This window comes from Bacillus sp. N1(2025) (assembly GCF_053470005.1).
The window spans coordinates 69,545-83,805 of sequence record NZ_JBLTJB010000009.1; the positions used below are offsets into that span (position 1 = coordinate 69,545).

General features: G+C 41.8%; 14 protein-coding genes. 6 read left to right on the top strand and 8 right to left on the bottom strand.

What is annotated here, in order from left to right:
- Positions 1-11: 11 nt before the first annotated feature.
- The 3 genes from ACNFN4_RS17560 (at position 12) to ACNFN4_RS17570 (ending at position 3,537) form a co-directional block, all read left to right on the top strand.
- Complete coding sequence (locus ACNFN4_RS17560) at positions 12-1,283, top strand: glycoside hydrolase family 30 beta sandwich domain-containing protein (RefSeq protein ID WP_014418044.1); 1,272 nt, start codon at positions 12-14, stop codon at positions 1,281-1,283.
- Between the two features lie 143 nt (positions 1,284-1,426).
- Positions 1,427-2,134 (top strand): response regulator transcription factor, encoded by a 708-nt coding sequence (locus ACNFN4_RS17565; RefSeq protein ID WP_017417897.1) that lies wholly within the window; start codon positions 1,427-1,429, stop codon positions 2,132-2,134.
- A gap of 2 nt (positions 2,135-2,136) precedes the next feature.
- Positions 2,137-3,537: an ATP-binding protein gene (locus ACNFN4_RS17570; RefSeq protein WP_448200359.1), complete on the top strand. Its 1,401-nt coding sequence runs from the start codon at positions 2,137-2,139 to the stop codon at positions 3,535-3,537.
- Positions 3,538-3,586: 49 nt separating this feature from the next.
- Here ACNFN4_RS17570 and ACNFN4_RS17575 read toward each other — a convergent pair whose 3' ends face one another.
- Positions 3,587-3,898, bottom strand: coding sequence for a DUF4870 domain-containing protein (locus ACNFN4_RS17575; RefSeq protein ID WP_014418041.1), 312 nt, complete (start codon positions 3,896-3,898; stop codon positions 3,587-3,589).
- Between the two features lie 443 nt (positions 3,899-4,341).
- Here ACNFN4_RS17575 and ACNFN4_RS17580 point away from each other — a divergent pair, with 443 nt between their 5' ends.
- The 3 genes from ACNFN4_RS17580 (at position 4,342) to thsB (ending at position 7,599) form a co-directional block, all read left to right on the top strand.
- A complete protein-coding gene (locus ACNFN4_RS17580; RefSeq protein ID WP_326233322.1) occupies positions 4,342-5,847 on the top strand; it encodes a cellulase family glycosylhydrolase in 1,506 nt (501 codons plus the stop codon).
- Between the two features lie 296 nt (positions 5,848-6,143).
- The gene (gene thsA, locus ACNFN4_RS17585; protein ID WP_014418039.1) at positions 6,144-7,037 is read left to right on the top strand and encodes a Thoeris anti-phage system NAD(+) hydrolase ThsA; all 894 of its coding nucleotides are present in this window, start codon (positions 6,144-6,146) and stop codon (positions 7,035-7,037) included.
- Complete coding sequence (gene thsB / locus ACNFN4_RS17590) at positions 7,027-7,599, top strand: Thoeris anti-phage system ThsA activator ThsB (protein ID WP_014418038.1); 573 nt, start codon at positions 7,027-7,029, stop codon at positions 7,597-7,599. Before thsA ends, thsB begins: the two co-directional genes overlap by 11 nt.
- A 296-nt stretch (positions 7,600-7,895) precedes the next feature.
- On the opposite strand, the gene ACNFN4_RS17595 is transcribed toward thsB, so the two are convergent.
- The 7 genes from ACNFN4_RS17595 to ACNFN4_RS17625 all read right to left on the bottom strand — a co-directional run bounded on the left by ACNFN4_RS17595 (position 7,896) and on the right by ACNFN4_RS17625 (position 14,193).
- The gene (locus ACNFN4_RS17595) at positions 7,896-8,165 is read right to left on the bottom strand and encodes a hypothetical protein (RefSeq protein WP_014418037.1); all 270 of its coding nucleotides are present in this window, start codon (positions 8,163-8,165) and stop codon (positions 7,896-7,898) included.
- 144 nt (positions 8,166-8,309) lie between these two features.
- Positions 8,310-8,573: a hypothetical protein gene (locus ACNFN4_RS17600; RefSeq protein WP_014418036.1), complete on the bottom strand. Its 264-nt coding sequence runs from the start codon at positions 8,571-8,573 to the stop codon at positions 8,310-8,312.
- Between the two features lie 109 nt (positions 8,574-8,682).
- Positions 8,683-10,311 carry a YndJ family protein gene (locus ACNFN4_RS17605; protein WP_448200360.1) on the bottom strand — a complete coding sequence of 543 codons (1,629 nt, stop codon included), beginning with the start codon at positions 10,309-10,311 and terminating at the stop codon, positions 8,683-8,685.
- Positions 10,305-10,913: a DUF4166 domain-containing protein gene (locus ACNFN4_RS17610; protein ID WP_038461489.1), complete on the bottom strand. Its 609-nt coding sequence runs from the start codon at positions 10,911-10,913 to the stop codon at positions 10,305-10,307. The genes ACNFN4_RS17605 and ACNFN4_RS17610 overlap by 7 nt, the downstream gene beginning before the upstream one ends.
- Positions 10,910-11,725, bottom strand: coding sequence for a hypothetical protein (locus ACNFN4_RS17615; RefSeq protein WP_022553278.1), 816 nt, complete (start codon positions 11,723-11,725; stop codon positions 10,910-10,912). Before ACNFN4_RS17615 ends, ACNFN4_RS17610 begins: the two co-directional genes overlap by 4 nt.
- Before the next feature lie 118 nt (positions 11,726-11,843).
- The gene (locus tag ACNFN4_RS17620) at positions 11,844-13,115 is read right to left on the bottom strand and encodes an MFS transporter (RefSeq protein WP_159354213.1); all 1,272 of its coding nucleotides are present in this window, start codon (positions 13,113-13,115) and stop codon (positions 11,844-11,846) included.
- Between the two features lie 76 nt (positions 13,116-13,191).
- The gene (locus ACNFN4_RS17625) at positions 13,192-14,193 is read right to left on the bottom strand and encodes a substrate-binding domain-containing protein (RefSeq protein WP_014418031.1); all 1,002 of its coding nucleotides are present in this window, start codon (positions 14,191-14,193) and stop codon (positions 13,192-13,194) included.
- Between the last annotated feature and the right edge of the window lie 68 nt (positions 14,194-14,261).

Below are 14,261 nucleotides of genomic sequence, written 5' to 3' on the forward strand. Positions count from 1 at the left end.
GAGAGGAAAAAATGATGTCGAGCGTAAAAAAATCAATTTGTGTATTATTGGTATGTTTCACAATGATGTCCGTCATGCTCTTAGGACCGGGAGTTACTGAAGTTTCAGCAGCAAGTGATGCGACAGTTAATATATCTGCAGATAGACAAGTGATTCGCGGTTTTGGAGGAATGAACCACCCGGCTTGGATTGGAGATTTGACTGCGCCTCAACGGGAGACCGCTTTTGGCAATGGACAGAATCAGTTAGGTTTTTCGGTCTTAAGAATTCATGTAGATGAAAATAGAAATAATTGGTACAAGGAAGTGGAGACTGCAAAGAGTGCGATCAAACATGGAGCAATCGTTTTCGCTTCCCCTTGGAATCCGCCGAACGATATGGTTGAGACTTTCAATCATAATGGTGACACATCAGCTAAGCGGCTGAGATACGATAAGTACGCCGCATACGCGCAGCATCTTAACGATTTCGTTAATTTCATGAAGAGTAATGGTGTGAATCTGTATGCGATTTCTATGCAAAACGAGCCTGATTACGCTCACGAATGGACATGGTGGACGCCCCAAGAAATCCTGCGTTTCATGAGAGAAAATGCCGGTTCCATTAATGCCCGCGTGATTGCGCCGGAATCATTTCAATACCTGAAAAATATATCGGACCCCATTTTGAACGATCCGCAGGCGCTTAGGAATATGGATATCCTCGGAGCCCACCTGTACGGCACTCAGGTCAGCCAATTCCCTTATCCTCTTTTCAAACAAAAAGGAGGAGGGAAAGAGCTATGGATGACGGAGGTATACTATCCGAACAGTGACAACAATTCAGCGGATCGCTGGCCTGAGGCTTTAGGTGTTTCAGAGCATATTCATCATTCAATGGTAGAGGGAGATTTTCAAGCTTATGTGTGGTGGTACATCCGCAGATCATACGGCCCTATGAAAGAAGATGGGATGATCAGCAAACGCGGATACAATATGGCTCATTTCTCAAAATTTGTGCGCCCTGGCTATGTAAGGATTGATGCAACGAAAAATCCTGAACCGAATGTTTACGTGTCAGCCTATAAAGGAGACAATAAAGTCGTGATTGTTGCCATTAATAAAAATAACACAGGGGTCAACCAAAACTTTGTACTGCAGAATGGAACTGCTTCGCAAGTATCCAGATGGATCACGAGCAGCAGCAGCAATCTTCAACCTGGAACGGATCTCAAAGTAACGGACAATCATTTTTGGGCCCATCTTCCGGCTCAAAGCGTGACAACATTTGTTGTAAAGCGTTAAAGGCATCAGCATTGCAATAAGCCAATTTTCTTACTCGAAAAAGAAAATTGGCTTATTTTCTGTGGGAGAGAAGTGTTGATTTTTTTAACGATACACGGACATTGGGTATAATAATGACAATGACTTCAAGGAGTGATCAATATATGTCACGGCTTCACAGCAAAGTATTAATCATAGACGATGAAAAAGAAATTTTGGAACTGATCAAAACCGTATTAATAAGAGAAGGCATTGATCGCGTAGTGACCGCTTCGACTGCCCGTGACGGATTGGCTCAATTTCATCAAGAAAATCCCGATCTGGTGATATTGGATATCATGCTGCCAGACGGTGAAGGCTATGATATCTGCAAGCAAATAAGAGACATTTCACACGTTCCTATTATCTTTTTGTCTGCAAAGGGGGAGGAAACGGATAAAATTGTAGGACTTGCCATCGGCGGGGACGACTACATTACAAAACCCTTCAGCCCTAAGGAAGTTGCATATCGAGTCAAAGCGCAGCTGAGACGGGTCTCTTACTTACAGCCTTCTCAAACCGGAACCGTAATAAAAAAAGGGCCATTTGAATTAAACCAACAACAAGCCGAGCTCACCAAAAATGGAGCGGCTATTGAGTTAACACCTAAAGAACTTATGCTTATGACCTATTTTCTGCAGCATCCCAATCGGGTGATCAGTAAAGAAACACTCTATCAAGCGGTATGGGGAGAAGATTTCTTCGGTTCTGACAACACGGTGATGGTTCATATACGCAGGCTCCGTGAGAAAATAGAAAACACCCCATCAAAACCAGACTTTCTCGTCACTGTGAAAGGGTTAGGCTACAAATTTGTTGTAAAGGATGCGTAAGGATGAATTGGCGATTAACAGGCAGATACATGGTCTCTGTCATCATAGTGACCATCATTACAGTCTTCATTAATTTATTTATTTTTATGTTTTGGCTCGTTTTCCAGGCGAACACCCAACATGACGAAGAAAGTACACCGGAAACTTTCACAAGATCATTCCGGCAATATGTCACGTTATCGAACAATGGTATCACAGTAAACAAAGAGGGCCAAAAAGCTTTAAAAGAGCAGAATGCATGGATTCAAATATTAGATGAAAACGGACAGGATGTTTATCATGATAGAGAACCTAAAGGACTGAAGAAAAAATATACGCCTATTGAAATTGTAAATTTACATAAATATAAGGATGAACAATTATTATCAACCATTTACGCCGGCGGAAAAAAAGTAAACGGCAAGGAGTACAGTTACTTTATAGGGTTTAAAAATCCCTCTCTCGGAAAGTATGTCCTCTCATATGATACCAAGGAATTTGTGACGAAGTTCAATGCAGGGACCATCATATTATTATCAATAGATGCATTGATCGCGTTACTCATCGGCTATCTATTCAGCCGGCAGCTCACAAAACCGCTCGGCCGTGTCATTCAAGGAATCCAGCGGTTAGCTAATGGAGATTATACGATCAAAATGAAATCCAAAGGCATTTATAAAGATGTCTTCTATAATGTCAATCATTTATCGGAACAACTATCTTCAAGCAAAAAAGAAAAAGATAAATTAGAGCAAATGCGTGAAGAGTGGATCAGTCATATTTCTCATGACATTAAAACACCATTAGCATCTATTCAAGGCTATGCAGAAATCATCCAAGATCCAAATTACCATCTCACAGTCGAACAGATCAGAGAGTACGCCCAGATCATTCAGAGTAAATCCCTCTATATGAAAGATGTGATGGAAGATTTAAATTTAACGACAAGGCTGAAAAACAACGATGTGATGTTACATACAGAGCGGGTAAACCTTGTATCGCTGCTGCGGGAAACGTTAATTGATATGTTAAACGATTCTAGATATGCGGATAAATCCATTGAACTTCAAACGAACCTGGAAAAGCTGATGCTGAACCTTGATGCGATATTAATTCGGAGAGCGGTCACGAATCTCATTTTAAATGCCCTCGTTCACAATGATCCTGATGTGAAGATCGTTGTACAGCTTGAACAAAAAGAACGAACTCATGTGACAATTAAGGACAACGGCAAAGGGATAGAAGAAGAGGAGCTGGAAAAAGTGTTTGATCGCTATTACAGGGGCACAAATACAGGAACGACGCATGCAGGCTCTGGTCTTGGAATGGCCATAGCAAAGGATATTATCCAAAAGCACGGAGGGGACATCACCATTCAAAGCACCACGGGAGAAGGGACAACGATAGATATACAATTATCATAATGGCTATACAAAAAAAGGTTCTGTTGATCAATAACAGAACCTTTTTTTCCTATTGTTCCGAAAACACTTTGATTCCTTTGACAATGTTCCAAATGAAAAAGTAGATCGCCACAAGGAATGTAACAGCATACGTCGCAAGCAGGAAAGGCCCGGCGTGCCTGATGTCATTCATACCAAGTAAACCTGAAGCGATGATGCCAATTACAAAAATCAAATAAGGAATCAGATGCGTCCACAAAGATTTTTTCGCATGATATTTCACATCGTCCTGGCCTAAGAAATAGACGATAATCGGAAACAGAAACGGCGCAAAAAATATACTGAAGTAACATAATGAAGACAAAATTTTATTTTCTCTCAAACCTTTTCACCTCTATGATTTATTGAAGGGGAATTCTTCTGGCTGAATCCCTCACTGAAGTACAATCTTATTGTACAACTCCAACCTTAACCCGTATTAATCCAAACCTTACATCAACCTTACATTAACAAGGACGGGCAAGGGCTCGTCTTCTTACAGCAATCATAAGATTCAATGCCATATTGAGACTCATCACATTCAGCGTGTCTACGTTGGATTCGATTGAAAAATGACGTGTAAAGTCCCGTTTCAGTCCGGTTTTCTTTGTTCTATATGTGTCAGGTGTGTCTTATTTAATAGAGATAGAGCAAATTGACAGGCTTTTACACCTCTCAAAAACAAGAAATTAGGTTGATAGACAATCATGAGAAAGATTTTTACAATGAGTTCGAGCTCATAAGAAGTGAAGAGCCAAAATGATGCGAGGGAGGAAAAGATTAGATATGAAACGGTCAATTTCTATTTTTATTACGTGTTTATTGATTGCGGTATTGACAATGGGCGGCTTGCTGCCTTCGCCGGCATCTGCAGCAGGGACAAAAACGCCAGTAGCCAAGAATGGTCAGCTTAGCATAAAAGGTACACAACTCGTAAACCGAGACGGCAAAGCGGTACAACTGAAAGGGATCAGTTCACATGGATTGCAATGGTATGGCGATTTCGTCAATAAAGACAGCTTAAAATGGCTGAGAGACGATTGGGGCATCACCGTTTTCCGCGCGGCAATGTATACGGCAGATGGCGGTTATATTGACAACCCGTCCGTGAAAAATAAAGTAAAAGAAGCGGTTGAAGCGGCAAAAGAACTTGGGATATATGTCATCATTGACTGGCATATCTTAAATGACGGCAACCCAAACCAAAATAAAGAGAAGGCAAAAGAATTTTTCAAGGAGATGTCAAGTCTTTACGGAAACACGCCAAACGTCATTTATGAAATTGCAAACGAACCAAACGGTGACGTGAACTGGAAGCGTGATATTAAACCGTATGCGGAAGAAGTGATTTCCGTTATCCGCAAAAATGATCCAGACAACATCATCATTGTCGGAACCGGTACATGGAGCCAGGATGTGAATGATGCTGCCGATGACCAGCTAAAAGATGCAAACGTCATGTACGCGCTTCATTTTTATGCCGGCACACACGGCCAATCTTTACGGGATAAAGCAAACTACGCACTCAGCAAAGGAGCGCCTATTTTCGTGACGGAATGGGGAACAAGCGATGCGTCTGGAAATGGCGGTGTATTCCTTGGCCAGTCGCGGGAATGGCTGAATTATCTCGACAGCAAGAACATCAGCTGGGTGAACTGGAATCTTTCTGATAAGCAGGAATCATCCTCGGCTTTAAAGCCGGGAGCATCTAAAACAGGCGGCTGGCCGCTTACAGATTTAACTGCTTCAGGAACATTCGTTAGAGAAAACATTCGCGGCTACAAAGATTCAACGAAAGAACGCCCTGAAACGCCAGCACAAGATAACCCCACACAGGAAAAAGGTATTTCTGTACAATACAAAGCAGGGGATGGGCGTGTGAACAGCAATCAAATCCGCCCGCAGCTTCACATAAAAAATAACGGCGATGCGACGGTGGATTTAAAAGATGTCACTGCCCGTTACTGGTATAACGTGAAAAACAAAGGCCAAAACTTTGACTTTGACTGTGACTACGCGCAGATTGGATGCGGCAATCTGACCCACAAATTTGTGACGCTGCATAAACCTAAGCAAGGTGCAGATACCTATCTGGAACTGGGGTTTAAAACAGGAACGCTGTCACCGGGAGCAAGCACAGGGAATATTCAGCTTCGTCTTCACAATGATGACTGGAGCAATTATGCACAAAGCGGCGATTATTCCTTTTTCCAATCAAATACGTTTAAAACAACGAAAAAAATCACATTATATCATCAAGGAAAACTGATTTGGGGAACAGAACCCAATTAGTTAAGCTTTAGGCGGACATCAGCAACGATGTCCGCTTTTATCATCTTAACAGCAATACAAGGAGGTTTACGTGGCGGATGAAACTCTGAAACAGTATATGGGCCTGTACAAATGTTGTTAGCAATCTCAAGAAAGCCCAGGAGTAGATATGATTCACTGAACAGATGTTCAATTTAAATCTAATAATGAAGAGGGCCTAGTCAAAGGCGCTCTTCATTATTAGATAAGACATAATCATTACACAAGATTTATGTCATGGTTCTATATTCATATTTTCATTGTAATAAATTGAAAATATGAATATAATAGGTAGTGATCGCAATACTAACATTGGAGGTTTTATGTGGAAGTTTAAAGAATTAATAAGAGATAAGACATTTAGAAGGTGGGCTCTGAGTATAATTCTGACTATTCCAACTAGTGTGAGTACATTCATTTCATTTCTAGACTTGGATGCTCGTTGTAGATTAATTATTTTACTTATATTAGTAGGGTTGTCGCTAGTCATAATAATTGTTCAATTCATTAGACTACTTTTTATGAATAATATCACTCTTAATCTCAATGGTTCCGAAGTTGAAATTAAAAAAGGTGATATTTTTGAAGTGCCAAGAAATAATTATAAAGTCATTGCATTTAATGAGTATTTTGACACTCAAGTAGATGACGTAATAATCGCCCGCGAAACATTAAATGGTCAATATATAAAGCGTTATTATTCACATCAAGATATCACTGAGTTGGATCAGAAAATTAAAGATGACGTAAAACTTAAAATTGAAGAAAAAAATGTTGAAAGACCTTTTGGAGGAAAAACAACACGTTACAGCTTGGGATCAGTCTTTAAAGATATGGATTTTTTTCTAGTTGCTTTTTCGAAGTTTGATAGGGAAAATCGTGCCCAATTAAAACTAAATGAATATGCAAGCTGCATGCTTAATGTATGGAATGAAATCAATACATTACATGCAAGCAAAGAAGTGTTTATCCCCTTATTAGGTTCTGGAATAACAAGACATGTGGATTCTGATGTTGGAGTCAATGAACTATTACATATAATGTTGTGGACATTTCAGATCAGTAAAGTAAAGTTTAGAGAACCAGCCAAAGTTACAATTCTTTTGTACAAAAATGATCACAAGAAGATCAATTTTTATAAGTTAAAGGAGTTTGAGAAGAATGGGTTATAGGAATGGAAATTATGCTGCTTTCTATGTCAGTGAACCGTTTAGTGAAAGTAGTTTAGGGGCTAATGCAACCAAGGATTTTGTGTCGTATAACATGTTAAGAGCATGGAAAGGAAAAGATAATAACTACCCATTTAATGACTCCCACGATAAAACATACAATGTACGGGACGGTAGTGATTGGGAGAAAACATTAAAGCCAAGATTAAGAAAAAGATTAGATCAATCAAAAAATATAATCTTTTTTTTAAGTAAGCATACTGAAAACAGCAAAGCTTTGCGAGAAGAAATTGATTACGGTATTAATGTGAAGGGGCTACCAGTTATCGTTGTATACCCTGAACTTTCCGAAAAGAGTGACATCATCGACTGCACTACAAAGGTTTTCAGATCAGAAGTGGTGAATTTATGGAGTCGAGTCCCTGTTTTTAAAGACTCTATGCTAAAGGTACCAACTATTCATATTCCTTATAAAAAAGACCAAATTAAAAAAGCTTTAGAGAACAAAGATTTTATGATTAATTCAAAGATTTCTGCAGGTTCGGTTTATTTTTATCCATGTTAATCTATTATGGGTGAATATAATTTAAAGAGAAAGAATAGATTTTCAGTTTCGTCCTCATGGTAGCTCATTAATTCAAAAACCTCTATGACCAATTTAATTTATTGAGGAGGTAGAGGTTTTGGTATTAAAATGATGAAGATAGATTATTGGATATGAATTTCATTTTATCTAGTTTACATAATATATATTCTAGGAAGTTAAATCTTTAATGAAAATTCTGTCTCGTTATCTTAAGTATACTTAGTTGGTGAGACAGAATTAAAAAAATAGGATGTATTACGATTTGTATTTATTTCTTACTGCTTTACATAGCATCGATCTTTATAAATTGTTTCACACTTTACTTCTTCCACATCAACTTTGCCATCGGATAATCTTGTGTAAACATAAACCCATTTTTCATTTCCGTTTTTAATAAACATGTCGAATTTAAAAGCGTCAGTATATTTGTCCATGACCCAGATCAATCCCGGAAGAGTTTCTGCTTTTGCTGGCGACACAGAAACTAATAATGCTCCAGCAATTACAGCCGCACCGGCTATTTTTTTAATTTTACTTTTTAACATTAATATTGCCCCCTTATGATTTATTGCCTGCTGCTTTCTCACTTAGCAGGTAATCTGATTTTACCATCTTGTACAAAGGGAATTTGTCATATTTTGTAGATAGGATACTTATTTTCACTAAAAATACATATATTGTCATGAATTTTATCCGATCCCCACATACAACAAGCTGATTTCTTTCTCACTGACACCTATACGCAGCGCATATGCCGTTGTGAAGCCAAACATTTTCGTAAAAATCATGTCATGGGCTAAAATGGATAAAAACGAGATTTTCAGCAAGGACATATGCCCGGCTGCCTTCACCATACCGCTCAATGTAACAGGTATCTTTGCGGTCGTTTTCATTTCGCGAATCATGAAAGACAGGCAAAGACTGGCAAGACCGAGGCTGCGTCCCATCCTCATTCACTGACAACATAACCGCTCATGCCCATCCCTGACAGCTGAGCTAAGGTGAATATAACCCATGTAGATGAGAAAAAGCCGCCTGATGAACAGACGGCTCTGCAGCTTGTTATTTGCTTCGGTTACCTGCGGAAGCGTGAGTGATCCGATAATGCACAGTTAAAAATTTCAGTCCGAACAGCCACATATGATGAACGGCCTTCAGGCTTGTTTCGCTCTGGGCTGAAATAAGAAATGTCTCTGCCAGCGGAAGATGACACGCCCCCCATTTCGTCTGCAGATAAATCCCTTCATCACCCGCTCCGCTTTTTCGCCGTCTGCTTGTCAAAACAAGATTCTGCTTACGCGCATAAGGTTTTAAAATGCCCGTCATTTGGCCGTACGGCAGCGGGAGAGATATATTCATGTATCCTTCCCCTTTTGCCCTGTACTCTGAATACAGCGCAGTAAAAACGGTTTTCTGCTTTTCATTTGTTCTGATCCACGCACGGACATTTTTTCTGCCGTCTTTGTCAGAGTCAACGCCTATGATATCACTGTGCATAATATACCAATCCGGATTCATGGACAGGTGAATCTGCCCCGCTCTTCTGCTGAACGGCTCGTACACGCGCGCGAACGGACGAAACCATCTGCTCCACGTCACTTTTGCCATGATGTCATAATCAATTGTCTCTTCATAAAAGGAAATAACGGCCGGCGCCAGTTTTTCAATTGAAAAGTCTTCAGAATGCAGTTCTCTCATCTGATTCAGAAGGCCGGTATAATGGATGTCATTTGCTGTATGAATATCAGTCAAAAATTCTTTGCCTATCGTTCTCTTCCCGTAAATACGGCTGAACGTTCTATCACTGCCCTCATCAAACGGTCTCGGATTTTCCAACCTCCACCCCGCCAAAGCCGGCAGGATAACGCCGAATGCATTGACGGCCCCGTGAATCCAAATCATCTGGCTGATCGTGAGCGTTGCCTCCTCGCGGTAGACACCGTACGAATATATCAAAGAAAAAGCAATTGTGATCATTAACACAGCCGAAGAACTCCTGATCAAGATCCTGCCTGTTTTCGTAACAAACGGCGCCTTAAAGACGAGATATGCATTTACATACAGACCCGCCAGATACAGAGCGACAGCAATCACATCAAGTGTCTTTGAAAATGTAATCCCCAAGGCAATAAGGATCGGCGAAATCAAAATAATGACCGTGCTCCACCGGTAAAGTTCGCGTTTCTCCCGTATGATCCTGCCGAGCAATCCGTTAAAGATCGGAATGAGAAAAGCGGAATAGTGAAAGTGCACCGCCGTCAGCAGAACGATAAGCGGGCCGAAATTCATGACGGGAATCTCAAGGACATATGCGAAGAACCAGAATCCGCCCCCGGCCAAATAAATGAAACCCGCCATAACAGACATCTCTTCTGTTCTGTGAATATTTGTTTTCATCAGCCGCCGGACAGCATACAGTGCCAGCCCAAACGTATAAATGAGCCACACAACGGCAAAAAAACTGAAGTCTGTGACAAGCGCAAGCACCGCACATAAAGCGGCAACAGGATAACTCCGTAACAACACATTCTCTAAGGTCTTTGACGGCCGAAAAGCAAAATCGAATACAGCAGGAACGAAAAAAAGTACGGAAAATAAAACAAACGTCTCAGCAGCTGATATATGCGGAGCTTCAGCCGCCGCAAATCCCAAAAAGCAAATCACGCTTACCATGAGATGACGCTTCAGCATGTTTCTCCCTCTGTTTCCCGGAAAGTCCCCCGGTAAGAGAAAAGCGTGCCGAGTATCCGATTTTTCACATGAACCTTTATGCTGAAGCTATTCATTTCCTCATCATAAGCCTCATAAACGGTTGAACTGCCGCACAGCCATGCCGGAAGCGGGATTTTCTTTCCGCCTATCAGGAGCCACTGCCTTCCGGATGTAATAACAAGCCCTCCTTCTGAAGACGCTTCTAAATGCAGTTCAGACAGTAGGATGCGGGGTTTGCCGAAGTAATCAAGAATTCTGTTTTCCCGCTCATCATATTCCATGACCGCATCAAAAAAACGCGTTTTGCCTTTAAAGAAAAAGGTACGATTCCATTCCACGCCATTTTGCCTGTTTTTGTTTTCGATAGTGAAAGGGATATCGTTTCCCCTCTCTGAGAAAAAACATCTGAAAAAAACACCTGTCTTTAAAAGCATTCTGACAAGAAAAGAACCTCCCTTTATTTCTGACATAACGCCTTCTCCGCAAAACGTGCGTGATCCGTCAAATCTGTACCGTTTCTGCAGCATCGGGTGCAGTGATTGATAATGAGTAATCGTTTTTTCATACATTGAATCCGTCATTTCACTTCTCTCTTTCGCTTTGTATGCCAGGCGCTCGGCAGCTTGAGCTTAAGAATCATGCCGGCTATCGTAAGCACTCCTAATGAGATCACGAATCCGCCGCCGGAATATAGCAGTGCCGTTACACAAAAGAAGACTGACTGCCCGGTGTGAATCAGCCACTTTCTCCGCATGGGAAGCAGCCATAATACCCCTAACCCTGTCTCCAGCGCTCCCCTCACGATCTCTGCATCGGCACAGCCATCATGAAAGCCTTGAAAAAACCAATACATACTGAATACGAGACACATACAGACATAGACAAACCCGAAACGGACTGATATCTTCGGATGTCTGTTTTGTTCTATCCAAAGCCGCAACGCATCAAAGCTCCATGCGGTAGCCCAGCTTAGCAGAGGACGAAATAAAAACCGGTCTATCCAACTTCCCGGCAGACCGCGGGCCGTTTCATATTGATATTGAGTCAAAAATGCGGTTTGTCCGTTATCCCGCTCTATATACTTCCAGTAGCCCCTGCCTTCTTTTATAAGTGACAGCGGATGATCAGAGGCAAAAGCGAGCGAAGACACTCTTTCTGACGAGCGAGGCCTTATGTCACCTATTGATTCGCCCGTGCCGCATACCTTCAGCCCAAAACCGATTCGTGTTTCATATAGAAATCTCTGCGGTTCATCTGGCAGCCTATGAAGATATGTAATGTCAGAAAAACGCAGATCCCATTCCTTATGAAGATGCGGGGTTTGCGTATATTCCCAAAGCGTTTCTATATCAGATGCAATATAGATTTCGACATATATCGGCTTCTGTTTCATGCCCCCTCCTCTTCCCTTCTTTTGTAAACAATTCCTATATTATCATAGGAACAGATCAAGCGGCAGAACGAAAAGGCCATCCCGTTATCGGCAGGACAGCCTCAGTGACTTTGATGACTTATGAATAAGGTATCGTGTCTTTTTTATCTTCAGAAGCGGTTTGAATGATAATCGGACGCACGAAACGGATTACCGCAGCCGAGGCCAAAACGGCTAATCCGCCTGCAAGCAAAAACGCCCCCGAGAATGATCCGCTTTTGTCCGCGATAAAGCCGGTTAAAGCAGGCCCGATAATACCGGCCGTGTTTGCAAGAAAATGCATAAAGCCGCCGACTGACCCGACATTCCTTTGATCAACCACATCATGAATGACCGCCCAATAGATAGAGCCCGTTATATATAAAAAGAAGACTGATAAAGCAACGAGAATAACGGCACTTACGGTAGTGGTAACAAGTCCGGCAAATCCGATCAGTACAGCGGAAGCGAACAGACAAGTGACAAGAATGACTTTCCGTGAGAACAAAACCCCTTTTCCGGCGGTTTTTTTGAATACATAATCAGAAATCATTCCGCCTGCCGCCAAACCGATAAATCCAAGAATCCAAGGGATAACAGTCACCACGCTCATAAATTCAACACTTAAACCGCGTTCTTTCACCAGATAGCTCGGAAACCATGTTAAGAAGAAAAATAAAATGTAGTTGTAGGCGAAAAAGGCAAAAGCCGTGAAGAGAACCGTTTTTTGTTTCAAATAAAAGGTCATCGGGATATGCTGCTCATGCGATTGAATCGCTGCTTTCATTGCCGGAACGTCTTCCGTCGGCGCCGGCCGTTCTTTGACAAATTTAAACCAGATGACCGCCCAGACTAAACCGATGATCATGATCAGGACAAAGGAAACTTTCCAGCTGAACGCCACAGCAATCATCCCGACAATCGGGCCGGAGATCGCTCCGCCGAGCGGCGTTCCGCTGTTTGTCAGGCCGATGACCGTGGCGCGCTGAGACGGAGGAAACCAATTGTTGACCATTTTGCTTATGGCAGCAGACAGCGGCCCCTCCCCCATACCGAATAAAACACGGATAATCAAAAGACTTACAAATCCGAAAGCAAGCGCAACCGCTCCGCTGAAAAGAGACCAAACGATCATCGCCGTACACAATGTCAATTTAGCCCCGTACCGGTCAGATGCAACACCGCCGAGAAAGTTAAACACAGCGTATCCGACAGAGAAACTGCTGAAAATCAGCCCCATTTGGGTTGCCGACAATGTGAGATCCTGCTGTATGAACGGCGCTGCAATAGACAGCGCTGAGCGGTCTAAATAGTTAATCACCCCGGCTGAAAATAAAAGAAGAATAATAGGGAATCTATCCTTTGAGAACATAAAATCCCTCCCTCTTATTTCATAATATTCAGATATTAAAATTGCCGGAGTAAACCGGTTTATGCAATGAAACCGGTTATCCGGATTGCCTTACGAGCAGCGCCGGTTTATAGCGGTGAATCCGTTTTTCACCGCCATCTTTTTCTTGTATCTGGCGAAGAAGAAGGCTTCCCGCTTTTCGCGCCATTTCTGCCGCAGGCTGAACGATCGTCGTAATCGGAGGAGTAAAAAAACCCGCAAAAGGAACTTCATCAATTCCGATGACGGCTGCCTTATCCGGAATTGTCATATCATGCTCCTTCATATACTTCAGCACCTCAACAAGAACGATATCGTTTGCCGCCAATATCGCTTTCGGAGGCTCCTGAAGTGAGAACAGCTCTGACAAAACATTGGAAATATCAGCCGCATCGGCTGTTTTGATATATTCGTTCCGCACCAACATTCCGTGGCGGTCAAGCGCCTTCTTATACCCTTCAATCCTTTCTACCCTCGGACTGATTTCCCGAATAATGGACGTCGTAATAATCGCGATTCTCTTTATGCCGCTTTCGATAAACCGGTCAACGGCAAGACCGGCTGCATGATGATTATCAAGCATCACTGTCGGAATCCCGAGTTCTTCAATGGTTCTGTCCATAAACACGACCGGAAACGTATCGCGTTTCATCTTTTCATATAAAGAGAGATTTTCGCCCGTCGGAAAAATAATAATTCCGTCCACCTGCTTGGCCCGCAGCATTTCAATATATTTCTTTTCTTTTTCCGGTTCATCATCCGCATTGCAGACAATAATATGAAATCCTTGTTCATGAAAATAGTCTTCCACCGCCCTGATGACCTGAGTGGAAAAGGTGTGAAGAATATTAGCCACCACCACACCTACTGTAAATGTTGATTTCTGTTTTAAGCTGCGGGCGACGAAATTCGGCTGATAGTTCAGCTCTTGAATGGCCGCTTCTATTTTTTGTTTCGTTTTCTCGCTCATATAGTCATAGCGCTGATTTAAAAATTGAGATACGGTGCTTTTAGATACGTTTGCATATTTCGCCACATCAGAAATTGTAATGGTTTTCATAGACTCATCCCCGTCTGTCTTCATTTTTCACTAGTATAAGTCAGAAGTAAATAGTTTACAATCTGACA